The sequence below is a fragment of the Alistipes shahii WAL 8301 genome, from assembly GCF_025145845.1.
GTDB classification, from domain to species: Bacteria; Bacteroidota; Bacteroidia; order Bacteroidales; family Rikenellaceae; genus Alistipes; species Alistipes shahii.
Map to the genome: position 1 here is coordinate 914,751 of NZ_CP102253.1, position 24,389 is coordinate 939,139.

The following is a 24,389-nucleotide window of genomic DNA, read 5'->3' on the forward strand; positions in this document are numbered from 1 at the left end:
AATTCAGTGAATTACGGGCTATGATTGCTTGAATTTATATTTAAGTCCATATTCTTCCAGTTTGCTGTATAGTGTTGTCCTGCCTATTCCGAGCAGTTCGGCGGCGACACTCCGGTTGCCGTTTGCCTGTTTCAACGCCCGTAATATCCGCTCCTTATCCTCCGCGTCATTGCGCAGGGCGAAACTGACGGGTGAGGTCGGGTTGGTCACGGCAAGTTCCAGATGCTCTTTCGTGACTACGCCTTCCTGCGCCTGCAATACCGCTCCCATTATCTTTTGCCGAAGTTCCCGCACGTTGCCCGGCCATGCATGGGTCAGCAACGCTTTACGGGCTTCGGAACTGAAACCGCTCACGTTACATTCCAACTCTTTGTTGGCTATATCTCTAAAGAACTCCGCCAGCGGCATGATGTCCTCCTGACAGTCACGCAACGGAGGAACAGTTATCCCGAAGTCGTGCAGGCGGTAAAGCAGATCCTGCCGGAAACGCTTTTCACTCACTGCGACTTCCAGATCTTCATTGGTGGCAGCGATGATGCGGACGTTGAAACTCCTGTCCGATTTGTCACCGACCGGGCGATACCGCCTCTCCTGTATGGCACGGAGCAACATCTGTTGGGTTTCCAACGCAAGGTTGCCCACCTCGTCCAGAAACAGCGTGCCGCCTTCCGCTTCATGGAAATATCCTTTTTTGGCACTGTCCGCACCTGTGAACGCCCCTTTGACGTGTCCGAAGAAAGCCGACGGCGCAAGCTCTTTGGTGAGTGAGCCACAGTCCACCGCCACGAATGGTTTACCTGCCCGCTTGCTCTTATCGTGTAGATGGTGGGCGATATGTTCCTTGCCAGTGCCGTTCTCACCGAATATCATCACGCTCATATCAGTGGCGGCTACCAGCCTTATGCGGTGCATAATTTTCTGAAAGGCGGAACCTTCACGGGCGAATACGGGCATACGATTGTGTCCCGCTTTTCGCTCCTTCTGTATGGAACGGATCAGGGGGACAAGTTTATCCTCCACAAGCTGTTTGGGTATGTAATCCAAAGAACCGAGTTTCATGCTTTCCACGGCTGTATGCACTTCGGCGTAGTCGGTCATTATGATGAAGGGCTGCATCTTTCCCTCCTTTCGCATCCAGCGCAAAAGGTCAATGCCGTTACCGTCAGGCAGGCGCAGGTCGGCAACCACGATGTCATTATCCGTCGCCTGTTGCAGATGTTTCTTCGCGGTTGAGAGGTGGTAAGCCTTCATGGTGTGGTAGCCCTCCCGTGACAGCATATTGCAGACATATTCGCAATACACGATGTTGTCTTCCACCACAATTATTGTTGTCTTATCCATCTTCGTATTTTCTCCTTTCCTCTTCTGCCAACCGGATTATTTCTGCTCCCTTATCCAGCACAGCAGTCACAGCATGGCTTAACGCTTCACCATCCGGGAGTACATCGCCATGAAGCAATCTGTAAAGTACATTTAGCGGTTGGTCGGCACGTAGCACCTCCCACGAGCTGCGCAGGTGGTGTGTTAGGGAATCCAGCTTTTGCAGGTCTTTTTCTGTTGCCGCTTCCCGTATTGTCTGCATCTCCTTTTCAGTTTCCGTCATCAACTTTTCCAGCATAACGGCTTCATTGCCGTAGGACAACAAGGCTGAAAAATCCGGTTTCCCGTCCGGTGTTTCTTTTATGGCACACCTGTCGGAAACCTCCATCAACTCCGATATGGAGAACGGCTTGAACAGGCATCCGGCAAAGCCTTTTGCCAATAGTTCCCCTTTGTTACAACTGCCCGAAGCGGTTGCCACAACCACCGGGATTGTTGGTGAATTGCCCACGTTGGACGAACGCAACAATTCCAGCAATTCGAAACCGTTTATACCGGGCATATTCAAGTCTGTCAGCAACAGGCTGTATTCTTTCTGGCGTATCATTTCCATCAGTGCCGCAGCATCGGTGCAAGTGTCGCAGTGTATTCCTTCTTGGGAATACATCTCTTTCAGCATCAGAAGTAATACCTCATCATTGTCAATGGCGACAACATCATGGAATTTATTGTTATGATAAACAGGTGTATTGCTTGTATATCCAAGCTGTTCTTCAGCTTCCTGCATAGAAATTTCAACTGTGAAACGACTGCCTTTCCCTTTCTTGCTGTCCAAACGGATTGTTCCGCCAAGCATCGACACAATATTACGCATTATGGCAAGCCCAAGCCCGAAACCCTCCTTTGCGGCGGCATTTGATAGACGTTCAAACGCACCGAACGCTTGTTTCTGTTCCTCTTCTGTCATGCCTGTACCTGTATCCTCAACGACCAGTGTCAGAACTCCATTGTCATATTCAGTAATCAAAGAAACACCGCCTTCTTCTGTGAACTTGACAGCGTTTGACAGCAGGTTATTCCCGATTTGTATTATTCGCTCTTTGTCGGTCAATACAATGGCATCGTGTCCAGTCTTCACGGACAAGGACAACCCTTTGTTCACGGCAACAGGCATGAACTCCGTTTCAAGTGTGTGCGTGATTGCAGAAATCCGGCAGGGTGACAGACGGGGCTGTTCCTTGCCGTTGTCCAGGCGGAAGAAATCAAGCAAAGTGTTGAGCATATCCCGCATACGGTCGGAGGATTGCAGTATATTTTGGATATATTGCCCATTATTACCGCTATTGCATTCTTTCCGCAAAAGTTCGGTATAGCCGGTTATTGCCGTCAGTGGTGTACGCAACTCATGGGTAATAGTATGTACCGCTTTCTTTCGGGAGGTTATGAGTACCTCATTTTGTTGCACGGACTGTTCCAATTGCTCGATCAAATCCGTTGTCTTGCGTTTGTATCGTTTAATGTTCTTTGCATCACGGTGTATGATGATATAGGAAATGACCAACAGCAAAAGAACAAATCCCATCAAGCCGCCTATCTGCATAAATGATTTTTTACGCATGGCTGTTATCTCGCTTTCTCTATTTTGTAAATCAGATTGTACCTTCTTTTCGATTTGGCAAATCAATCCTTGCAGTTGTCTGTTAAGTTCTGCATTACGGGCAGCAAGACTATCGGCTTGTTCTGACAATCGACGGCTCTGCGCTTTCTGTTCGTTGACCATGTTTCTATTGGATGAACGGAGCGTAGTCGTTGTTGTCGTTGGCTTCGTTCCCTCTTTTTTGCCGAAGATGCTCAAGAAACCTTTTCGTTTTGGCTTTTTGGACTGTTCCTGCACACTTTTCTGCACAATAACCGGAATTTGATTGGCTATCTTCTTGTTAATAGATTGTTGTTCATCCATTAACCGGACTATCTGGAACATCTGTCGTTCCTTATCCTCTAAAAGACTGCGCACACTATCGATGCGCTCTGCTGGATAGGTGGCCTTGAAACGGCAGAGCATACTGTCCATTGCCATACGCCGTGCATGGTAATGCTCGATATCTTTATCGTTCCATTCCAGTATTGTTTCACCCAATAGAGAAAATTTTATCATTTGAATATTGATATTGTTTATTTCTTTTCGGAGCTCGTCTATTTTTTTATTGCCAAGTTCTAATGCTTCTATCTCCTGCCATTCATAGAGGCTATTATATGCCATACATCCGATAAGAATGGAGATAAGTATATATCCCAACCGTATTGCCTTATAGAAATTTCCTGACCGCTCCATTATTTTGATGACATTGATTTTTGAAACATGAATAAAAGTTTATCTTTTTCGTTCATGCGGATATTATCAGAATAATCGCCTTTTGTTATTTGATACCCACATGGCTTAACCATAAAAATGCCTAAGCCCTTAGTATATGAACTTACTTCTGAGGCGTAGTCTTTACTTGTATTTAATGGAACTTTCCCTTTGATATGACACCACTCATTATTGCAACTGATGTCTTCAATCTCAGACATCATTTTTTGCAAATCTGTAATAGCTTTGGAACTCGCCATTTGGGGTATCTGCAACTCAAAACAGAGCATCGGTTCGAGAATGTCCACACCTGACTGTTGCAAAGCCAGCCTGAAGACATAAGGGGTCAGCTGTCTGAAATCAGCAGGTGTACTTACCGGGCTATAATACTCGGCTTGAGTAAAAGTTACTTTCAGATCTGTCACTTCCCATCCATGTAACCCGGATTGGCAAGACATACGAATCCCTTCAAAAACGGCATTTTGAAAAGAATGGTTCAAATAACCATAGGAGATGTCACTTTCGATTTGCAACCCTGTCCCTAACGGTAAGGGTTCAAGAGTCAGCCCTATTGTGGCCCAATAAGGGTTGGGGGGCACTTCGATCTGAATAATCTTATTGACCTTTTTTACAGGTCGTTCTTTATAGATAGTCTTGATCTCATCAAAATGGACCTTGACGGAAAATCGTTCTTCCAGCAATGTCTGTATGATTTCCTTTTGGGTCAAACCATATAACGAGATTTCCAATTCATCACTATATGAGTTTATGGAAAAGGACAAAGACGGGTCTTCAATCCACAATGTATTTAGAGCGGATATCACCTTGCTTCTCTCTTCGGGCTTGTCTGGTCGGACGGAGGATTTGAGAGCGGGATGCTGATGGGATAATCCTTGAATCAAACAAGGTTTAGCACCTAAATAATCTCCGATTCGAAAATCTTCCATATCTTCTACAATCGCGATATCATTGGCACCCACTTCATCAACATTTATCTCTCTGCCCTGATAAATAGTTTTTAGATTTTTAATCTTGATGAATTTTTCCGAATCGTTGATTCTTACAACGTCTCGAAGTCTCAGACTTCCGTCAATTATTTTTAGAAAACTTCTTTTATGTCCTTTGGGATCATGCTCTATCTTATAAAGATAAGATGAAAGTCTGTTTGAGACCGATGCCGGAGGAAGTATAAAAGAAGAGATCGCGTCTAACAACTCATTGATACCGATATTGAACATTGCTGATCCATGTAGTACCGGATAGACTTTGGCTTTTGCCACAAGAGCGATTATCGTATTCCAATAATCAGCCGGTGAAATTTCGCTATCCGCCAAATATCGTTCTAATATATTGTCGTCATGGTTGCATACAAATTCTTTGTATTCTTCCTTTATATATGTTTGGGAGCAAATCGGATAAACCGATTCATCGACAACAGTTTGCATAAACAGGACATCTTGAGACAGATTTGTTTTTATATCCAGATACAAACGCTCTAAATTCACACCGGCACGGTCAATTTTATTGATAAATATAATTGTCGGGATTTGCAGTTTTTGTAAAGTGTTGAACAGCAACTTTGTTTGCGCTTGTATACCTTCCTTTGCGGATAAGATGAGTACTGCTCCATCAAGCATTTTGAATGTCCGCTCCACTTCCGCAATAAAATCCATGTGTCCCGGAGTGTCAATGATATTGCATTTCACACCATTCCAGATAATAGATGTCGTAGCAGCCCGAACAGTAATTCCTCTACGTTTCTCTATATCCATAGAGTCCGTTATGGTGTCACCATTATCCACACAGCCGCACTTTTCCGTTGCTCCACTGGCAAACAGCAGATTCTCGGTTACGGAAGTTTTTCCTGCATCAATGTGAGCAAGAATTCCTAAATTTATAATATTCATTTGGATTAAGCAATAATATACTACAATAGATGCATTGTCGAAACGCACCTTTTAATACCTCCTCGTAGCATGTGAGAACTACAGGATTACTAACTTGTATTAATATGTATATTATTACTGCCGCATAACGATTACAAAATTACACAAAAAAATATATCTAACAAAAGCGGGAGGATTTTTTAACTTTTTACCATAGACATTTTATTAGGGAAGCGTAGGTTCAACTGGCAAGTACAAATAAGTAGAAATGTTTAAACAACACCGTTTTAGGAAGTTGAAAAATCAAGTTTCTCTCTCGGTATAGCGTTTATTTTGGCCAATATCTTCTTTAGTTTGGCATTTGTGTATTTCCCATTCGTGTTCTATTTAGCTCCTTATTATGAGTATGTAGCAAGTTACTTATCAAATTCAGCCTCTTTGAGGGTCAAATATGGTTTTGCAAATGGTGACTGACAAGACATAAACAAGGTCAGCAGGAATTTTTTTACATAAATGGACATGAATGTATACAACCTAAAATAAGAATAAATTTTAATAAGGGCTGCCCAAAAAGAAAAAATGCAGTTGCCATCCTGCAGATACTTGCAGAGAGGATAAAATTTACTTTTAGACCTTTTGGGATAGCCCCTATTAATACTTCAGATAAAATTCCTAAGGTTATATTTTCAATCCTTTGGACCGGGTTTCCTCCTTGGCATACATCCCCGGACGCCCGATTATGACATGGTTGTCAACGATACTATCCACAGGACTGCGTATCTGCGGCGATGTATCTTCGGGATACTGCGCCTGCCTGTTCTGCGCGTCTTCCGCTTTGGACTTGACCTGCTGCCCCTCGTTCTCCTTTTCGGCGATTTCGGGCGTTGGCGGCGCAAGCTCCAGTTGTATCTTGCGGTCGAGGGCGGCAAGTTCAGACTTCAACTGTTTCAGTTCATCCTCCTTCTTCCATACTTTGCCCGCTATCTCCTGCAACTGCGGTATCTCACGTTCCAGCACCTCGTTCTTAGTCTTATACTGGTCGATGATGGAGGGGATGCGCTCCAAAGCGTTGAGGAAATTGCGGGCGGCGGCCAACGGGTCAGCCATTGCCAGATGTCCGTTGTTGTAGGTGTACTTGTAGTTCCCCTCTACCACGAAGCGGTTGTCGGTAAACTCCAATCCCTCTTTGAGTATCCTCTCGCTCACCACCTTTATCGGAAAACCGTAAAGCTCTCCGACCTGCGTGTAAAGCCCGCCTGTAGTGGCTTTTTTCGCTATCTCCTGCAAACGCTTTCCGATGACCTTCTCATCGACAGAATCCACACCGTCCACCTTTATTATATTAAGGCGGTTGCCCTCCCTGTCGGTCTGCACCACCGAAAGAAAGCGGTTCCAGTCCTCCGTCATGGCATCTATGAAAGCCGTGTTGTTGCGCAACTCGCCGGTCTTTGACTCTAACTTGAACTCCGAATCACGCCTGCCCTTGTTGAAAGACTTGCGTTCCCCTTCGAGCGAGGCAATACGTTTTTCAAGTTTCGCCTTGTCCAGCAGGTCGGTGTTGCCGGATAGCAACGCCATATATTCCGAGAAGTTCATGCCCGATTTCTCGTCCATTGCCCCCTCGTCGATGGTACGCGCCCCCATAGCACCGCTTTTAAGCTGGCTGATGAAAGTCTGCTTGCAGTGCAGGAGGTTGAACTTGTAGCTGTCCAGTGACTTCTCCACCGCATAGATGATTACATCCACGTTGTTCCCTGCGAAATGCTTGGCAATCTCATTCCCGGCTCTAACTCCCCGTCCGTCACGCTGTTGCAGGTCGGACGGTCGCCACGGCGTATCGAGATGATGAATTGCTACACACCTTTTCTGTGCGTTCACACCCGTTCCGAGCATGGAGGTGGAGCCGAACAGCACGCGCACCGTCCCGGCGTTCATGGCATCTATCACCGCCTTCCGCGCCTTGTCGGTCTTGCACTCCTGAATGAATCGCACCTCGCTTGGCGGTATGCCGTAATCCTCCGTCAGCTTGCGCTTGATTTCCGAATAGACGTTCCACCCGTCGCCCGGCTGATATGTCCCCAAGTCCGAGAAAACGAACTGTGTGCCTTTCTGCGCGTCGTATTTTTGGTAATACTCCGCAATCATCTTGGCACAATGGCTTGCCTTGTTATCGGGGTGGTCTTCGTAATGCGGGTCTATCATGCGCATGTCGAGTGCCATTTTCCGGGCGTAGTCCGTGGCGATGAGCATCTTCGCCTTTTCCTCCGTTTCCGAAAGCGGCAGCCTGCCCAACAGGGTGGCGTCACCCGTCTTGGCGAACTGCATCAGCTTTTGTATGAAGTCCTCCTGCTCCGGCGTGGGCGGTATGTGGTGCAGTATCTCGTTCTTGTTAGGACGGTCAACGCCCACGTCCTCCGCCGTGCGGTAGTCCGTGATTTCATTATAGAAGGCGGCAAGCTCCGGCACTTTGATGAAATAGCGGAAACGCTCCTTTTGAACCACGTTGTTCGTCACGTTAAATTCAAAATCCGTCGTCTTTTTGGCGAATATCGCTGCCCACGCATCGAAACAACGGATGTCCTGCCGTTCCAGCTCTTTCGGGCGCAAATATTTGAACAACAAGTACAGCTCCGTCAGCGAATTGCTGATGGTAGTACCGGAAAGGAAAGTCGCTCCCAAATCCCTGCCCGTGCGCTCCTGTATGGTGCGTATGGCAAAGAGCATGTTCAGAGCTTTCTGGTTTCCCTCGCTGTTGCCCAATCCCGCCACACGGTCGTGGCGCGTGTTGAAAGTCAAGTTTTTGAACTGGTGGCTCTCGTCTATGAAGATGTGGTCGATGCCCATCTGCTTGAAGTCCACCACATCGTCCGTGCGTGACTTTATGGCGTGTTCCACCTTTTCCAGCTTCGCTTCAAGGTTGTGTTTACGCTTCTCCAAGCCTTTCAGCATCGCCCGCGACACATTCTTTCCCTGCCGGCGCAGCACTTCGAGGTTTTCCTCTACCGTGTCAAGCTCCGCTTGCAGAATGCGCTGCTGCAACTCCGGCGACTGCGGTATCTTGCCGAACTGGTCGTGCGACATGATGACACAATCGTAGTCGTTGTTCTTGATATTGTTGAAGAAACGCACACGGTTGGCAGTCGAAAAGTCCTTCTCCGAAGCGTACAGGATACGCGCGTTGGGATATGCCGCCTGATAGGTAGCGGCAATCTCCGCGACGTTGGCTTTCAACCCGATAATCATCGGCTTGTGCGCCAAGTTCAGACGCTTCATCTCATGTGCGGCGATGCACATTATCAGCGTCTTGCCGGTTCCCACCTCATGGTCGCATATTCCGCCGCCGTTCTGTTTCAGCATCCATACGCAATCCATCTGCGAGGGATAGACGCTCCTGATACCCCGGCTTGCCAGCCCCTTCAGGTTAAGGTCCGGAAAGGTCTGGTGCGAGCCGTCATACTTCGGGCGCACGAAACAGTTGAAATTCCGGTTATACATCGTCGTCAGCCGTTCCTTGAACTGCGGCGACTGCTCTTCCAGCCATTCGGAGAAGCCGTTTCGTATCTCGTCAATCTTGGCGTTGGCGAGCTGTATGCCCTCGCTGTCGCGCACCTTGATGTCATTGCCATGCTCGTCCTTGCCGATGGACTTCATCATGTCGGGGCAAGTGTTGTGCAGGGCGTGTTTCAGCAGGCTCATGCCGTCGTAACTGCGGTAATAACCCTTGACACAGAACTCATCCCATATCTTGAAGTTCTTATGGCTGCAAGCCACCGAAAACTCGTCCAGACTCGGAGAATAGGCGATTTTCACTTCGGTATCGTAGAAATGGCTCATGAAAGCGGCATAGACACCTGTCGGAATCCAGCGTTCCCCGAAATTGAAGTCCAGATCCTCGAAGGCGATGCGCGGCGGTTCGGCATCTTTCAGAGCCTCCAACGCCTGCTTAACCTCCGGCATACGCTCATTGTCGGGATTGTCGCCCATCCAAGCCTCTATGCGTTCCGCCTTCTCTATCACGTTTCCGGCTATGAAGCGGTCTTTGATCTCGTAACCGGTCACGAGCGGATTGTAGTAGATGCGTCCTTGCAGGGCTGTAAGCAACTCCTCCGCCGTGCTGTCGGTTATCTCCCGCATATAGTCGAGATTGACAGTACCGAACTTGTTGAGCGACGCAGACAGGGCTTCTTCGGGTGAGCCGACGTTGGCATGGCTCTCCACCGAGAAGGAAACGGGACGCTCGATGAAGTGCACCCCAAATATTGGACGGATTAGTATTTGTTTAGATGGCATGAGTTCGGTATTGTACCGGGCTCATGTTGTTTAAGTATTTCTTTATCCGCTTGTTATTGTAGTAGTCGATATATTCTTCCAATTCTTTTCGGAAATGGTCTATGGATGAGAATTTTTGCAAATATAATAATTCGGACTTCAATAATCCAAAGAAACTTTCCATAGCAGCGTTATCCAGACAGTTACCCTTGCGCGACATGCTCTGTGTAATACCTTTCTGTCTTAAACGGAGCTGATACTGCTTCATCTGATACTGCCAGCCCTGGTCGGAATGCAAGACAATACCCGGAGAATCCGGTATTCTGGCAAACGCATCGTCCAGCATCTTCATGATCTGCATAAAGTTAGGGCGTTCAGCTATTTTATAGCTAATAATCTCCCGGTTATATAAGTCCATAATCGGCGATAGATATAACTTTACGCCGCAAACCGAAAATTCCGTAAGGTCAGTAACCCACTTCTGATTCGGTTTTTCGGCTGCAAAGTCGCGTTGCAGAAGATTGGGCGCTATCCGTCCGATCTGTCCTTTGTATGAACAGTATTTACGGAGCCTGACCTGACTTTTTATCCCGCAAATATTCATCAGCTTAAGTACGGTTTTGTGATTTATCGCATATCCGATCTTATTCATTTCAACGGTAATGCGCCGATAACCATAACGCCCCTTATGTTCGTGATATAACCTTATAATACTCTCTTTTTCGCGAGCATATTTATCGGGTTGTTTTGATTTTCTGAAGTGATAATAAAATGTGCTTCGCGCCATCCCTGCGGCTTTGAGCAATACTGAAAGCCGGCACTGCGGCCTTAGTCCTTCGATGGCTTGGGCTCTTTCCCGCTCTCGCGGACAATGCGCTCCTCGACTAAGGCCTGCAATTTTTTTAAGTAAGCATTCTCGGCACGAAGATACTCCAGTTCCTTAAGCAACTCTTCGTGCGGAGTCGTTTTGAGTTTGACTTTTTTAGTCTTCGATTTACTCATGGCCGGCCTCCTTCTTTGCGGTTTACGCCGCAGGCCTTCAGCACCTTGGTTTTGATAGAGCCGCTCCCATTGACGAATAACAAAAGGGCCCGGAATGCCGAAATGCACTGCTGTCTCCAGCAAAGATAGATGATTTTGGTGCATATGCTTCAAAACTGACAACTTAAATTCTGCACTGTAGCTACCGTGGCGCAGCTTAAGGCCGGCAAGGCCATGGCGCTCGAATAATGTTACCCACAAGTGAACTTGCGAGCGGCCACAGCCCAAGTGACATCCGGCTTCCCTAACCGAAAGTCCGCCTTCGAGTACCAGTTTTACGGCCTTTAAACGAATCTCATAATTATATTTCATAAAAAACACCCCAAAAGTGTCCAACTTTTGGGGTGCAGTACACGAAGATGTCCGCCTTGACAAACTTCCCGTTCTCCGCCCGTTCCAGCGAAAGGATGTCACGCCCGCCCGCGTCCATCATCACCAGCTTTACATTCTGCTTGGCGTTGAGGTTACCGTAACGCATGACAAATTCATCGTAACAGGTGTTCAGATGCTCACGCCACTGGACATTTGCTTCGTGCAGGTTCGATTCATAGCGGTAAAGCCGCTCGTAGGCGTCACGGAGTAAAACATACTGTAACGCCTTCTCCTTCTGGTATCCTTTCAGGTCGAGCGGCTGGAATGTCGCCCCGTAAGGCGTGATGTCCTTCAGATAGCCGATGTTGCGGCGCGCCCTGTCAGCCACCAGCGAGCCTTCACGCAGGTGCATCTCCGGCGTGCGGTGGTAAGGACAGGGCGAAAGGTCGATTGTTTCCTCCTTCGGCTTTTCCTGTTCGATGTCGGGGAAAAGGGAAGTCGCCACCGTTTCCGGTGGAGCATCGGTAACGACAGGTGCGGCGACTGCCTCCGGCTGTGTTTCCTCCTGCCGGGGTTGTTCACGTGGTACTTCCGGCGTGACCGGCGCAACCGTTTTGTTTTCCTGCTTCTTATTATGCTGCCTTGCCAGCTCCCGAAGTTCCTTCCTGCGCTCCGGCGTGAGGCTCATCATCGTTTCATAAAATCCGTTGATGGGAGGGTTGGTTTCCCAGTCAAGCTTGGCATAGATGTCGTCGGGATCGGCAGGCTTGGCGGTGGTTTCGGCTTTCGCCTCCTTGTTCTCCGTGGCAGGGTTGGCGGATGAAGCCGCCGGCACAGCCGTGACTTTCGGTGCGGCCTGCGTCTGTGGCTTGGACGGAATGCGCCTTGCCGGGCTTTCTTTTTTCGCCGCCTTTTTCTTTTTGGCGGTTTTAGGCTGACTGACCTCTTCCGTCATTCCCCAGAGGTCGAGCAATGATAGCTGCACACCTTCCGAGTAATTCGGGCGATATGGCTCTATCTCCGGCTTTTCCTCTACGGGTTGCGGTTTCTCCGTCCGTGTTTCCACCACTTTTGCCAAGGATGCCGCTTCCAATTTAACTGTTGAATGCTCCGCCTCTTTTTCAGTGACTGCCTTTTCTTCCGAACCTGTATTCCGGATTGTTCCCGAATACAGACGCATGGCGAGCCTGTAATGGAAATCTTTATCGAGCATACGGCGCAAATCCCCGGCGATGCCTGCTGCCTTGCCCTCGTGCAGATAGACCATAGCGGGCTTCCCGTAGGGGTCGGTGTCAAGTTTCGCCGTCGTATGCACGATGCGTTCCGGGTGGTGGATGAAATAGGCGTTGTCGGTCAGGTCGGTTTTCGTGTCCGTCTGTATCACGGTCATCAGCCGCTCGTCCTGCGACATTTCCGTCTTGTTCAGGTTCTTTTGCAGGACAATCAGGTCGCTGCCCACCTCCGTGCCCGCATTATCCGTGAACAGGTTGTTGGGCAGACGTATCGCCGACACCAGACTGGCTTGCCTGAACAGTTCGTTACGCACAGAGATCTTGGTACTGTTCAATACCCCCTGCGAGGTGATGAACGCCACGATACCGCCATCACGCACGGTATCAAGCCCTTTGAGGAAAAAATAGTTGTGTATGGCTTTCTGGGCGGAGCGTCTGCCAAAGGAATCGCTCCGCTCGAACTCCGCGTCAAACACGGCGATGTCTCCGAACGGGATGTTGGACACCGCCAAGTCGAAATAATTGTTGAACGGTCTTTCGATTTTCTCAAAACCGCAGGTGCGCATCTTTTGGTCGGGATAGAGATGCCGCAGGATTGTACCCGTGAGCAGATCCTTCTCGAAAGCCATCACGTCCGCATCCGGACTGTGCCGCAGCATGGAATCCACGAACACGCCGACACCTGCCGATGGTTCGAGCATACGGGCGGGGCGGACACTGTAATCCGCCAACACGTCCGCGAGGGTGTCGGTTATCTCTTTGGGTGTGTAGAAAGCGGTCAGCACGGATGCTTTCAGCGAATCCACAAACCGCTTGTACTCCGTTTCGTCCTTGCTGTTCTCGCGGATGAGCCTGTGCAGCTCTACCGTAGGGACGAACAGTTCGAGGTCGGATTTCGCCCATCGGACGGCATCCGTCAGTTCCTTCGCCGGGTTCAGGATACATTTCAGACCGCCGAAACCGCAGTACCTTTGGAGTATGGCACGCTCTTCGGAAGTCGCTGTCCTGTTTTCCCTGTCAAGGATGAATGCTGTCCGTATCGCCTCGATGTTGTCCCGCAGTTTCTGTTTGCGGTTAAACGCCATATTCCCCGATATAAAGGACGGTTGCCCCCGTCAGCTCCGTGTAGAGCAGGTCGTAATCGGAAGACAGGGCGAAATTGTCGTCCGAGAGGTCATAGACGGAGAACACGTTGCCGACAAGCGGCAGGAGTTTATGGATAAAGGCTTCACGCTTCTCTTCCGGCACTTCGTCGGAAAACTCGTTCTCCACGACTTCACGGAGGATGGCGTACCGGGAGTAGCGCAGCCCGCGCAGCAGCGTGTCCATCGCCAGCTCCTGCGCACCGTCGGTTGCATAGCCTTCGAGCCGTGCCTTTTCATACATTTCGGCGGCACGGTCGGCCCGTTCCCGTATGAAGGCGGCATCGGATGCCTGTTCAAACTTGTTCGTGCGGAGATAGTCCAGCAGGTACAGACCGTAATAGGAAAAGTCGGTCTGACCCTCGTTTTTCTTCTTGTTGTTCATTACTTTGGAGTTTAGTGGATTGATATTTAACGGGATAATCGGTTGAAAAAAGGAAGAAAAAGGCACCCGGTATCCCTCCGAGTGCCACCACTAAATCCAAAGTATGAGTGTAATCCGGTATCGAAGAACAATTCATTACTCTGAACAAGTGGCAAAGTTAGTGCAAATCGAAGACAATACGAAAAAAACTTGTTTGTTTCTATTGCCCGGATGCAGCCTAACTTATTAAAAGTTAGTGATTATTTCCTTTTCTTCGGAGAGGAAGCCTTGCTTTTCTTTTCCGGGAACACGAACGTCGTGTTATATTCCCCGTCAAAGGCAACAATGGCATCGAAACTCTTGCCCTGCTTGCTCTTGAAGCCTTTGAGCAGCTTGGTGTGCCCGTCGGTGAGCAGGTCCTTGATTTCATCATCGGACAGGGTGCGTCCCGCTTTCAGCCGGAACACGGGCAGTCCGCACTCCGTATTGTCGCAGCGCACCACCTTGCCGTAGAACCGCATCCTGCCCGTGCCGCACTTGGGACACGCGCAGCCGGAGTCTTTATGTGCGAAGAGCTTGTCGCAAGAGAGCAGTTCGGAGGTGATTTCCCGTGTGTACGCCTCTATCTCCTTGCGGAAGGTGTCGGCGGACAGTTCCCCGCGCTCGATGCGTGCCAGTTCCTTCTCCCATTCGCCCGTCATGGCTACATCGGCGATGCGCATTGTCTTGACGACGGAATTGAGGGCGAGCCCCTTTTCGGTGGGGACAAGCGATTTCTTGCAGCGTTCCATATATCCGCGCTTGAAGAGAGTCTCGATGATAGCTGCACGGGTTGCCGGAGTGCCGATGCCGCAGTCCTTCATAGCCTGACGCAGTGCGTCGTCCTCGATTTCCTTGCCGGCGGTCTCCATTGCCGCGAGCAGGGTGGCTTCGGTGTGCAGCGGCTTGGGCTTGGTCTTTCCTTCCGTGATGGAAGAGGCTTTCAGTGTCAGCGTGTCGCCTTCCTGCCAGCCGGGGATGGTGGTTTCCTCCTTGTCCTCGCCATAGACGGCACGCCATCCGGCTTGTCTGATGACGCTGCCTTTCACGATGAACTCCACCCCGGCACATTCCACCGTGATGTTGGTAACATCCTTGACGCATTTTTCGGAGAATGCCTCGATCATGCGCCCGGCAATCATCTGATAGATGATGCCGTCCTCTTTGGAGAGGAAGAGCGGCTTCTCGCCTGTGACGAGCAGGGCATGGTGGTCCGTCACCTTGCCGCCGTCCACGCTGCGGCGTGTCGGGGCGGCTTTCGCCCGCACCTTGTCTTTCCATTCGGGCTGCGTGCCGATGAAGGCGAGCAGCTTGGGGATTTCAGCGAACACGTCTTCGGGAATGTAGCGGTTTCCCGTTCTCGGATAGGTTATAAGTTTCTTCTCGTAGAGTTTCTGCGCTATTTCAAGCGTCTGTTCCGCCGTGAAGCCGTGCTTGGCGTTGGCTTCTTTCTGGAGCGTCGTCAGATCATACAGAAGCGGAGTTTCCTCCGTCTTCTCCTTGCGTTCGGCTTTCGTTACCGTTGCGGAGCCTGCCGCCTTTACCTTATTATACAGCTCCATAGCCGGCTCTTTCTCTTTCCATTTCTCGGAAGATGAGAACTTCACGACCTCGCCACCGCAACCGTCCGTCGCGATATGGAGCTGCCAGAAGGCTTCGGGCGTGAAACGGCGGTTTTCCCAGTAGCGTTCACACACCATCGCCAGCGTGGGTGTCTGCACCCGTCCGACTGAATACGTGCCGTGTCCGGCGGCGATGGAAAGTGCCTGCGTACCGTTGATGCCCACGAGCCAGTCGGATTCGCTCCGCGCTTTGGCGGCGAGGTAGAGGTTGTCATACTTGCTGCCGTCTTCGAGGTTGCGCAACCCCTCACGGATAGCCTTGTCGGTGAGCGAGCTGATCCACAGGCGCACGAAAGGAGTGGTGCTGCCCGTGTAGTGGTAGAGGTATCGGAAGATAAGTTCACCCTCGCGCCCGGCATCGGTCGCCACAATGATTTGGTCGCTGGTGTCGAACAGCCGTTTGATGACTTTTATCTGCGACACCACGCCGCTGTCGGGCTTGTAACCTTTCTCCGTCCTGACCTGACGGGGGACGAGCGTGAAGGTGTCGGGGATAATCGGGAGGTTGTCACGGACAAATCCGCGCACGCCGTAGCCGTCGGGCATGGCAAGCTGGACGAGGTGTCCGAATGCCCATGTCACGGCATAGCCGCCTCCCTCGAAATATCCTTCCTCTCTCTTTGTCGCGCCCACGATGCGGGCGATTTCACGTGCCACGGAGGGCTTTTCTGCAATGATTGTCTTCATGTATTCTTCTTTTTTGTTGATACTTTGGGTTTTATTTTGGATTCAGTGGCGGACACGGGATTACATTTTCATGCCTTTGTTGTTCTTATTCCGCAGCTTCTCCTGCTGCTGTTGCTGGCGGGTGTCCTTCGGGGCGGTCTGACCTTTCTGCAACGGCTCTTTCAGGTTCTTTGTCGCCTCGTTGGTCTTGCCCTCGTTGTTCACCGCCACCTGCGTGCGGCTCTCGTTGGACGGGGCAACCTGCTGGGCGTTGTCGGGGTTCGTGTCGTAGCGGTACGGGCGGCCCTTCTCCGGGTTGAACTTGATATACATCGTGGCATGGAAGCCCTGCTTGTCGGTCACGTTCTCCAGTTTCACGGCTTTGCCCGCCACATAGTCGGCTTTCTGCCGGTCGGAGAAGTTCACGTCGCTCCATTTGCTGATGGGGCGGATGCTGCCGTCCTCGTTCGTCCACGTGTTGCGGCGTTGCTCCTTCTTGGCTTGGGCGGCATTTTCCCCGCCTTGCACCTGACTTTTCGACGTGTCGCCTTTGGTTTCCTGTGTCTGTGCGGTACGGGGCGACCTGCCGGTTCCCGGCACGAACTCCACACCGCGCTGCTCCACGTTCACTTGCAGGGTGGTGACGAACTTCCTGCCGTCGTTGCGCTCGATGAGCTTGTCGCGCACGGGCAGTCCGGCGCGGAGCATGTCCCGCTCCTGCGCGGTGATCTCCGTCTTGCCGATGCGCTCCGGGATGCGCACCCTGTTTGCCGGGATGTCCGTAATCTCATTCGTCTTGCGGTCGATGCTGACGTAGGAGGGGATGATCTCGCCCGTTTCCCTATCCACGATGTCCACGACCCTGCCGAGGTTACCCGTTTCGCGGAGGTTCTTCCGGTCATCGTCGGAGAATTTGTGTTCCTTGTATTCATCCAGTTTCTGCTCCTTGCAGATGAAGTGAGGCACGAGGCTGACATTCCCCTCGCCGTCCTTCTTGAAGGAAAGGCGGGCGTCCAGCTCGAATGATTCGCCGCCGAAGGTGGGCTTGACCTTCACCAAGTCGGACTTGCCGTAGTTGAGCATCTTCGTAAGGTCGCCGGACTTTTCAAGGTCGTCGCGTTTCACGCCCCATCTGTCCTCCAGTTCCTGCCAGTTGATTTTGTTCTCGTCGATGGGCTGGTAGCCCCGTTTGCCCTGTGTCTGTTGCGGGCTTTCCTGCTGTTCTTTCTGTTGTTCCATGTTTTCCTGTTTTTGAGGTTCTTGTTTCACTGTCTGTTGTGCCGCCTGTTCTTCCTGCACCTTCTTCTCATAACCGGAGGTGTCCACCTTGTGAGGGGCGAGCAGATCCTTGTTCACTTCGGGGTCTTTCAGCAGTTGCTTCATCACCTCCAAGAGATTTTCGGCTTGGTCTGCCGCGATGCGGTAGAAACCGAAGCGGCTGGGTTCCTTGCACTGCCGGAAGAAGTTCTTGAAGAAGTTGTCCAGCACGTCGCCGTGACGGTCGAATTGCAGAAAACTCTGCGCGTTCTCCGCTTTCGCGGGGGTGCGCTTGGGTGTGCCGTCAGCGTTCAGCCCGGCTACCACGCTGATCTCGCCCGTCTTCTCGTCACGGACCACCAGCACGTCCTTTTCGTCTTTTTTCTTTGCCATCTGAAAAATGTTTTAATGGGTTATTTATGAAAGAAATTATGGATACGCGCCTTGTAGAAGGCTATATCTTCCTTTTTGAAGTCCTTGATATGGTTGGAAAGGAATGTCAGCACGTCCTCCTCGCTGTAATAGGTCTTCTTGCCCAGTGTCTTGTAGGGCAATGCGCCGACACTGCGGTAGCGTTGCAGGGTGCGCTTGCTTATCTGGAGCAACATGCACAAGTCCTGATTGTCGAAAAGACGGATGCTTTCCGTGATAGCGGGCTGTTTTCCCTCAGCCTTCATCGCCAGCAGCAGTTCGTCCTGACGGTCGAGCCGTTCCATCAGCTTCTGCATCCAGCCCTCGAAGATGTTTCGTGTGAGCAGTTCCATGACTTATGTCCTCCTTCCATTTGGTTTGCCGCCCGTGCGCAGCGTGTGGTTGCGTTTCAATTCCTGCGGTGTCGCCGCGTCCTCGTTGACGGCACACGCTTCAAGCAGGCGGTCAATTTCAGACTGCCGGTAGCGGCATTTGCCGCGAAGCACGACATAGCCGATGCGTTGCTCGCTGCGCATACGCTGGAGGGTGCGGGTACTCACGTTAAGCAGGTGCGCCGCCTCGCGTGTGGTGAGCAACCTGTCGGGCGATGCCGCTTTCTTATCGCCGGAGACGGTACGGACGTATGCCGCAATCTCCGCTATCTGTTCCGTCAATGACCGGAAGACGGAACTTTCCATCGTTATCACTTTCATATTCAGTCCTTTCTTTTTGGTTCTGCGGCAAAATTCGGCAATAAACAAAAGGGGCTTTAACAACTCACTACGTGACTCACGTAAGATTTTTACGGAAGATGGCTCCGTAACCCGGTCAAACGGCGCAACAGGCAGCCTTTCAACGGGAAACGGCACGTGTCCGGGGCTGCATCGTTACCTTTGCGGGCAAACCGGTAATTGCATGAATATGGAAATAGTATCTATTGAGAAAAAGACCTTTGAGATGATGGTGGCGGCATTCGGCGCACTTTCGGAAAAGGTCGCAGCCCTGAGGCGCAAAAGCGGCACGGGGCGCATGGAAAGATGGCTCACGGGCGAGGAGGTCTGCGGGCAGTTGAGAATAAGCCCGCGCACGTTGCAGACGCTGCGCGACAGGCGGCTTATCGGCTACTCGCAGATAAACCGCAGGTTCTATTACAAGCCGGAGGAGGTGAAGCGGCTGATACCGCTTGTCGGCACGCTCTATCCGCGCGGCAGATGATTTGATTTATTCACCCACTGAATCCGAAGTTATGATGAACGAGAACAACGACGTTTTTACGATGGAAGACGAGCCGATAGCCTCTGTGGTGCAGGATATGCGCAAAGGCTCGAAATGGCTGTCCGCCTTTCTGGAAAGTTACCGTCCTCCGCTGGACGGGGAACGTTACCTGACGGACGGCGAGGTGGCGGAACTGCTCCGTGTAAGCCGGCGCACCTTGCAGGAATACCGCAACAACCGCGTGTTGCCCTTTATCCTTTTGGGAGGGAAGGTGCTTTACCCGGAAACGGGGCTGCGCGAGGTACTGGAAGCGAACTACCGCAAGCCGCTGGAGTGACGCCAACATGAAAAAGGAAATGGGCGACACCTTTTGTGGTGCTGCCCGTTTTCTTGTCTTATGGGGTATGTGCAATCAGCAATACCCGGATTTTCCGTTCTGTATGAACATCACGTATGCCTGCCGTTTCTCTTTGGCGAGAGCCTTTCCCACCAGCCATGTGCGGAATAGGTGGGTGTTGTAGGTGTTCAGTCGGAAGGCGACCGGGATGATGATTTCAAGCGCGTACACATCCGCGTACAGCCCGTTTTCAAGCTGCATGTAGCGGCACACCTCGTAGTCGTTCAGCACGTCCGACTTGCGGACGGCTCTGATGGCGGCGTTCACTGCCGGGACGGTCGTATGGAACAGTCCGGCTATTTCGGTGGCGGTCATCCACAAGTCGTTACCGGTTACGCTGACCGCCTTGTCCTCTATGATGATTATGTCACGTTTCATGGCTCTTCTTTTTTAGATGGTGCAACCTGCAAATTCCTCGACACTGTTCAACCTTGCGGCAAGGTTTTCCATGTCCTGATTGAGCTTCTCTTTGGTTATCTTCGCGTAAATCTGCGTCGTTTTTATGCTCTTGTGTCCGAGCATGGAACTGACCGTTTCGATGGGTACGCCGTTGGAGAGGAAAACCGTCGTGGCTGCCGTATGGCGGGCGACATGCCACGTGATATGCTTGGTGATGCCGCAACGCTTGGCGACGGCACGGATACCGGCAAGGCACGTGTTATAATGCGGAACGGGAAATATCCTGCCATCACCGCACAGCCCCCGGTATTTGCCGATTATGCGGTTGGCGATGTCAAGCAGGCGGATGTTGGACACCACGCCCGTTTTCTGGCGGTTGATGTTTATCCACTCGTGTTCGTCGAAATAGGTGCGGATATTCTCTTCCGTAAGGTTGCGCATATCCGCGAACGACAGCCCCGTGAAGGCGCAGAACAGGTAGAGGTCGCGGTACAGCTCCTGTTTGGCGTTTTTCAGTTTCCCCTCCATCAGCAGACGGATTTCATCTTTGGTCAGGAAACTGCGTGTCGTTTCCTCCTTCTTGATTTCATACTCGCGGAACGGGTCGCGTGTCAGCCACTCGTTGTTGATGGCGATGAACACCATCGTCCGTAGCGGGCAGACGTACAGCCACACGGTATTGGTGCAGCAGTGCTTGTCCGTGCGCAGGAACATCTCGAAGTCGGAGATGAAAGCCGGGGTAAGCTCTTTCAGGGCTATGTCCTTCACATGGTAGCGGATGGTGAGGAACTCTTGCAGGTGCTTGTAAACTATACGGTACTTTTCCAGTGTACCCTTGGCTTTCATGCCTGCTTCCACCTGTTTCTCATAGTCCTCGTTGTGCTGGCGGAACACCTGCATCAGCGTGTGGTAGCGGTGCTCCAGTCCGAGAAAGGCGTTCTTCACCTTCTCCGCCGTGACGAAGTTGTCACGCTCCATTATTTCCTGATAGTGCCTGTTGATGCGTACCCGCATCTTGTCAAGCATACGGTTCGTTTCGAGTGCCGCCGTGCTTCTGCCCGTGACACGTCCACCTTTGGTGTCCCACAGCTTCGGATCGACAGTCAGTTTGCAGCTGAACTGCGTCTGGCTGCCGTCCACCGTGATGCGTCCCATGACGGGAACCGTCCCGTCCTTTTTCACTACCTGACGCTTGAGGTAGTAGATGACTGAAAATGTACTCTTCATCGTCCTTAATTTTTTTGTTTCAAAATTAGTTGGTGAAGAGTCCGGTGTCGGTACGCAAAACGGGGAGGAACGACGCAATCTTTTTCCGTAACCGGATTTTTCGCGTGAGTTGTCGGTAACTCACTATTCCTTAGTGTCTTGTTTCGCCATCCGTACCCGTTTGTCGCATTTTAGGGCATGGTTACGAACAAGTAACGTTGCGGCGTCTGGATTTGGCTTCGGCAGGGATTGTAATGTCTTCACGAATTTTCGCCACTTCAACTAAAACCCTTGTAACTCAATTCTATCACTATATCTTTCCGCATTTCACTTTTTTGTAGTAACTTTGTAATTCCAAAAGATACGACATCCGCCATGCGCAAACTGGTAATCATTCCGACCTATAACGAAAAAGAGAACATTTCGGCGATGATCGACAAGGTCTTCTCGCTGCCCGAACCCTTCGAGATGCTCGTCATCGACGACGGTTCGCCCGACGGCACGGCCGCGATCGTCAAGGAGCGCCGGAAGGAGTTCCCGGAGAGGCTCCACCTCATGGAACGGGCCGGGAAACTGGGCCTGGGCACGGCCTACCTCGCGGGATTCCGCTGGGGACTGGAGAACGGATTCGACTACATCTGCGAGATGGACTGCGACTTTTCGCACAACCCCGACGATCTGGTGCGCCTCTACCGCGCCGCCGCCGAGGGCAACGACGTGGTGGTCGGTTCGCGCTACGTGCAGGGCGTCAACGTGGTCAACTGGCCCATGTCGCGCCTTCTGATGTCCTACTTCGCCTCGATGTACGTGCGTATCGTCACGCGCATGCCGCTGCGCGACGCCACCGCCGGATTCGTCTGCTACTCGCGCCGGGCGCTGGAGACGATCGACCTCGACGCCGTCCGCATGAAGGGCTACGGGTTCCAGATCGAGATGAAATACTCGGCCTGGCGGCTGGGAATGCGGCTCAAGGAGGTGTCGATCATCTTCGTCGAACGCCGCGAGGGAACGTCGAAGATGTCGGGAGGAATCTTCGGAGAGGCGTTCTTCGGGGTGCTGAAACTCCCCTTCCGCCGTATCCGCAAACGCAAATGATGCGGGGCCGGAAAGACAGCCCGGTCAGAAGGTGAAGAAATAATTCATAAAGAAATTCCAGAACGTCACCACGCCGATGGCAAAGAGTTTCGCCAGGTAGAAATTCAGGCGGAAACGGCCGTGCAGGACGTAGATGGTGGCGTTGTTGATCACCAGCCCGACAGCCGCGATGCCCAGGAACCGAAGGTACTGGCCCGTGATGTCGGGATTTTCGTTCTGGAACGTCCAGATGCGGTTGAGAATGTAGTTCGAAGTCGAGGCGCAGAGGAACCCCAGCGAATTGGCCACATATTTGTTCAGCTTCAGCCACTCCTTGCAGAGATAGGTGACGCCGAAATCGACGAAGACGCCCGAGCCGCCGACGACGCAGAATTTGAAAAACTGTTCTATCATAAATTTCCGACCTCCGTCGGGACGGATTTTCCGTTAAACCAATTCGTATAACCCTCCCGGCGCAGCGCGAACCCCACGTCGAAAGTCTCGCCGGCCAGCTGCGGCAGAACGGTGAAGGTCACCCCGCGCGTCAGTTCGCTGTCGGCCGGAATCGTGAAGGTCTCGCCGGTGGGGAACTCGTCGACCCGGAAACGCCCGTGTTTCCACAGCATCACCAGCTGCGTGTCGTCCGCACCCACGCGGATCGCATAGGGATAGGGATTCCTGATGCGCAGTTCGAGGCGCAGCGTCTCGCCCGCGGCCACCCGCCCGGGCAGGCCCGTAAAGGCGATGTCCACCAGCCGCACGGGGTGGAAAGCCGGATCGACGAACCAGGTGAAACTCCGGCCGTTGGCCATCGTGAGGGTCCGCACCTGCCGGGTGCTGTCCGAGACGGTCCCGTCCGGACATTCGACGAGCACTTCACGGCCGATGAACCGCGAATCGTCGTCGCGGAACTGCCACTGATGCGTACGGTAACGGATATTGGGCTGGCAGTAGGCCTCGCCGCCCGTATAGAACGCATATTTGGCCGCAACGGCGTAACCGTAGCGGAAAACCACCGGACGGCCGTCGGCCTCGGCGGCGATGGCGGCGTAGCTCTCCGGATTGTTGAACACCTCGAAACGGATGCCCAGCGGGTTGAAGATCATCACCAGCCGCGCCAGGACGATCAGTCCGACGGTCACGCCCCCGGCCCGCATCACGTAACGGCGCGTGCGGGGATGCCGCCGCGCATAGGCGAACAACACGCAGACCAGTCCGAAGCAGGAGACGATCACCCACTGGGGCTGGACGTAACCGCGCAGCGACGAGAGCATGAAGAAGACGATGAAGGCCACGGGCAGGAGCTTCAGCGCCCGCCCGACGGGGGTCTGCGGCTTCACCTTCCGCCATGCCTGCACGTAGAGCGGCACGAAGAAGGGGTTGAAGACCACCAGCATGTTGGCCAGGAATTCGACGACGTAGCCGGGTCTGAAGACCGAGTTGCGGCCCGAAAGATGGTAGGCGAACGACGCCCAGTCGTGCTCGTACTGCCACACGAGGTGCGGAACGAGCAGCAGCAACGCCACCGCGCCGCTTGAATACAGGGCAGGGCGCAGCAGCTGCCGCGGGTTGGCGGCCAGCGCGAAAAGAACCACCAGCGCGCCGTGGTATTTGCTGTAAGCCATCAGCGCCATGGCAATACCCATCCACAACCACGCCCGGCGGCGGTTTTCGGAAAACCATTTGAAAGTCAGCAGAAACAACGCCGTGGTGAACATCAGCGGCCCATCGGGCACGGCGATGAAGCCGTAGAGCTGGAGCATCAGCGTCGCGGCCGACACCACGACGAACAGCGCGGCGTCGCGGCGACCGGCATCCGCCGGGCGGATCAGACGCCACAGAATCCAGAGGTAGAGGGGTTGCAGCACGGTGAAGAAAAACCGCACGCCCAGCTCCCCGCCGAAGAGACGCTCTCCGGCCCAGACCAGCAGCGCCGTCACGGGCGGATGGTCGAAATACCCCCATGCGAGCCGTTCGGCGAACATATGGTAGTAGGCCTCGTCGTTGGCAAGCTCCGTAAAGCCGGCCTGCACGAGGTTTGCAATCCACCACACCCCGAGCCACAGAAGGACCAGCCTGTCGGCCCCCAGCGAGGCGTATGACTTTTTGAAAGATGCTTCCATACCGGGAAGCAAAGGTAGAAAAATTTATCCGTTCCGCCTAAAAAAGCCCCGCTTTGTCCCCGAA

17 protein-coding genes and 2 pseudogenes are annotated in these 24,389 nt (G+C 52.1%); 3 read left to right on the top strand and 16 right to left on the bottom strand.

The window, feature by feature from the left end; translation table 11 throughout:
- Nucleotides 1-18: 18 nt before the first annotated feature.
- The 12 genes and pseudogenes from NQ492_RS03915 to NQ492_RS03970 all read right to left on the bottom strand — a co-directional run bounded on the left by NQ492_RS03915 (nt 19) and on the right by NQ492_RS03970 (nt 18,624).
- Nucleotides 19-1,341 (bottom strand): sigma-54-dependent transcriptional regulator, encoded by a 1,323-nt coding sequence (locus tag NQ492_RS03915; protein WP_015548007.1) that lies wholly within the window; start codon nt 1,339-1,341, stop codon nt 19-21.
- Complete coding sequence (locus tag NQ492_RS03920) at nt 1,334-3,652, bottom strand: hybrid sensor histidine kinase/response regulator (protein ID WP_004310567.1); 2,319 nt, start codon at nt 3,650-3,652, stop codon at nt 1,334-1,336. The genes NQ492_RS03915 and NQ492_RS03920 overlap by 8 nt, the downstream gene beginning before the upstream one ends.
- Complete coding sequence (gene tet(Q), locus NQ492_RS03925) at nt 3,652-5,577, bottom strand: tetracycline resistance ribosomal protection protein Tet(Q) (protein ID WP_004310568.1); 1,926 nt, start codon at nt 5,575-5,577, stop codon at nt 3,652-3,654. The genes NQ492_RS03920 and tet(Q) overlap by 1 nt, the downstream gene beginning before the upstream one ends.
- Nucleotides 5,578-6,234: 657 nt before the next feature.
- A pseudogene (locus tag NQ492_RS03930) lies at nt 6,235-9,795 on the bottom strand (helicase-related protein); the annotation flags it as partial.
- Between the two features lie 40 nt (nt 9,796-9,835).
- Complete coding sequence (locus NQ492_RS03935; protein WP_117615371.1) at nt 9,836-10,723, bottom strand: IS3 family transposase; 888 nt, start codon at nt 10,721-10,723, stop codon at nt 9,836-9,838.
- Nucleotides 10,654-11,178 (bottom strand): helix-turn-helix domain-containing protein, encoded by a 525-nt coding sequence (locus NQ492_RS03940; RefSeq protein WP_032558195.1) that lies wholly within the window; start codon nt 11,176-11,178, stop codon nt 10,654-10,656. The genes NQ492_RS03935 and NQ492_RS03940 overlap by 70 nt, the downstream gene beginning before the upstream one ends.
- Nucleotides 11,179-11,221: 43 nt before the next feature.
- Nucleotides 11,222-13,495 (bottom strand): annotated as a pseudogene (locus NQ492_RS03945) (N-6 DNA methylase); the annotation flags it as partial.
- Nucleotides 13,485-13,937, bottom strand: coding sequence for a DUF1896 domain-containing protein (locus tag NQ492_RS03950; protein WP_004310570.1), 453 nt, complete (start codon nt 13,935-13,937; stop codon nt 13,485-13,487). The pseudogene NQ492_RS03945 and the gene NQ492_RS03950, both read right to left, overlap by 11 nt.
- A 239-nt stretch (nt 13,938-14,176) precedes the next feature.
- Nucleotides 14,177-16,264, bottom strand: a complete 2,088-nt coding sequence (locus NQ492_RS03955) for a type IA DNA topoisomerase (protein ID WP_015548008.1) — start codon at nt 16,262-16,264, stop codon at nt 14,177-14,179.
- Nucleotides 16,265-16,324: 60 nt separating this feature from the next.
- A complete protein-coding gene (locus tag NQ492_RS03960; protein ID WP_004310572.1) occupies nt 16,325-17,893 on the bottom strand; it encodes a DUF3945 domain-containing protein in 1,569 nt (522 codons plus the stop codon).
- A 20-nt stretch (nt 17,894-17,913) separates the two neighbouring features.
- Nucleotides 17,914-18,264 carry a helix-turn-helix domain-containing protein gene (locus NQ492_RS03965; protein ID WP_004310573.1) on the bottom strand — a complete coding sequence of 117 codons (351 nt, stop codon included), beginning with the start codon at nt 18,262-18,264 and terminating at the stop codon, nt 17,914-17,916.
- A gap of 3 nt (nt 18,265-18,267) precedes the next feature.
- Nucleotides 18,268-18,624 (bottom strand): helix-turn-helix domain-containing protein, encoded by a 357-nt coding sequence (locus NQ492_RS03970; protein WP_004310574.1) that lies wholly within the window; start codon nt 18,622-18,624, stop codon nt 18,268-18,270.
- Between the two features lie 202 nt (nt 18,625-18,826).
- Here NQ492_RS03970 and NQ492_RS03975 point away from each other — a divergent pair, with 202 nt between their 5' ends.
- Both NQ492_RS03975 and NQ492_RS03980 read left to right on the top strand, forming a co-directional pair.
- Nucleotides 18,827-19,126, top strand: a complete 300-nt coding sequence (locus tag NQ492_RS03975; protein WP_004310575.1) for a helix-turn-helix domain-containing protein — start codon at nt 18,827-18,829, stop codon at nt 19,124-19,126.
- A gap of 31 nt (nt 19,127-19,157) precedes the next feature.
- Nucleotides 19,158-19,463 carry a helix-turn-helix domain-containing protein gene (locus tag NQ492_RS03980; protein WP_004310576.1) on the top strand — a complete coding sequence of 102 codons (306 nt, stop codon included), beginning with the start codon at nt 19,158-19,160 and terminating at the stop codon, nt 19,461-19,463.
- Nucleotides 19,464-19,538: 75 nt separating this feature from the next.
- On the opposite strand, the gene NQ492_RS03985 is transcribed toward NQ492_RS03980, so the two are convergent.
- Both NQ492_RS03985 and NQ492_RS03990 read right to left on the bottom strand, forming a co-directional pair.
- Nucleotides 19,539-19,901, bottom strand: a complete 363-nt coding sequence (locus NQ492_RS03985; protein WP_004310577.1) for a hypothetical protein — start codon at nt 19,899-19,901, stop codon at nt 19,539-19,541.
- Nucleotides 19,902-19,913: 12 nt separating this feature from the next.
- Nucleotides 19,914-21,149, bottom strand: a complete 1,236-nt coding sequence (locus NQ492_RS03990) for a site-specific integrase (RefSeq protein WP_004310578.1) — start codon at nt 21,147-21,149, stop codon at nt 19,914-19,916.
- Nucleotides 21,150-21,503: 354 nt separating this feature from the next.
- On the opposite strand from NQ492_RS03990, the gene NQ492_RS03995 reads away from it, so the two are divergent.
- Complete coding sequence (locus NQ492_RS03995) at nt 21,504-22,223, top strand: polyprenol monophosphomannose synthase (RefSeq protein WP_015548010.1); 720 nt, start codon at nt 21,504-21,506, stop codon at nt 22,221-22,223.
- Nucleotides 22,224-22,247: 24 nt separating this feature from the next.
- Here the strand turns inward: NQ492_RS03995 and NQ492_RS04000 are convergent, their stop codons facing one another.
- Both NQ492_RS04000 and NQ492_RS04005 read right to left on the bottom strand, forming a co-directional pair.
- A complete protein-coding gene (locus tag NQ492_RS04000; RefSeq protein ID WP_015548011.1) occupies nt 22,248-22,616 on the bottom strand; it encodes a GtrA family protein in 369 nt (122 codons plus the stop codon).
- The gene (locus NQ492_RS04005) at nt 22,613-24,325 is read right to left on the bottom strand and encodes an ArnT family glycosyltransferase (RefSeq protein ID WP_015548012.1); all 1,713 of its coding nucleotides are present in this window, start codon (nt 24,323-24,325) and stop codon (nt 22,613-22,615) included. The genes NQ492_RS04000 and NQ492_RS04005 overlap by 4 nt, the downstream gene beginning before the upstream one ends.
- Between the last annotated feature and the right edge of the window lie 64 nt (nt 24,326-24,389).

Bases quoted from the DNA above. Each gene is read 5' to 3' on its own strand.
- NQ492_RS03915 (WP_015548007.1), bottom strand. From the start codon at position 1,341: ATGGATAAGACAACAATAATTGTGGTGGAAGACAACATCGTGTATTGC.
- NQ492_RS03920 (WP_004310567.1), bottom strand. From the start codon at position 3,652: ATGGAGCGGTCAGGAAATTTCTATAAGGCAATACGGTTGGGATATATA.
- NQ492_RS03940 (WP_032558195.1), bottom strand. From the start codon at position 11,178: ATGAAATATAATTATGAGATTCGTTTAAAGGCCGTAAAACTGGTACTC.
- NQ492_RS03950 (WP_004310570.1), bottom strand. From the start codon at position 13,937: ATGAACAACAAGAAGAAAAACGAGGGTCAGACCGACTTTTCCTATTAC.
- NQ492_RS03955 (WP_015548008.1), bottom strand. From the start codon at position 16,264: ATGAAGACAATCATTGCAGAAAAGCCCTCCGTGGCACGTGAAATCGCC.
- NQ492_RS03960 (WP_004310572.1), bottom strand. From the start codon at position 17,893: ATGGCAAAGAAAAAAGACGAAAAGGACGTGCTGGTGGTCCGTGACGAG.
- NQ492_RS03965 (WP_004310573.1), bottom strand. From the start codon at position 18,264: ATGGAACTGCTCACACGAAACATCTTCGAGGGCTGGATGCAGAAGCTG.
- NQ492_RS03970 (WP_004310574.1), bottom strand. From the start codon at position 18,624: ATGAAAGTGATAACGATGGAAAGTTCCGTCTTCCGGTCATTGACGGAA.
- NQ492_RS03975 (WP_004310575.1), top strand. From the start codon at position 18,827: ATGAATATGGAAATAGTATCTATTGAGAAAAAGACCTTTGAGATGATG.
- NQ492_RS03980 (WP_004310576.1), top strand. From the start codon at position 19,158: ATGATGAACGAGAACAACGACGTTTTTACGATGGAAGACGAGCCGATA.
- NQ492_RS03985 (WP_004310577.1), bottom strand. From the start codon at position 19,901: ATGAAACGTGACATAATCATCATAGAGGACAAGGCGGTCAGCGTAACC.
- NQ492_RS03990 (WP_004310578.1), bottom strand. From the start codon at position 21,149: ATGAAGAGTACATTTTCAGTCATCTACTACCTCAAGCGTCAGGTAGTG.
- NQ492_RS03995 (WP_015548010.1), top strand. From the start codon at position 21,504: ATGCGCAAACTGGTAATCATTCCGACCTATAACGAAAAAGAGAACATT.
- NQ492_RS04000 (WP_015548011.1), bottom strand. From the start codon at position 22,616: ATGATAGAACAGTTTTTCAAATTCTGCGTCGTCGGCGGCTCGGGCGTC.
- NQ492_RS04005 (WP_015548012.1), bottom strand. From the start codon at position 24,325: ATGGAAGCATCTTTCAAAAAGTCATACGCCTCGCTGGGGGCCGACAGG.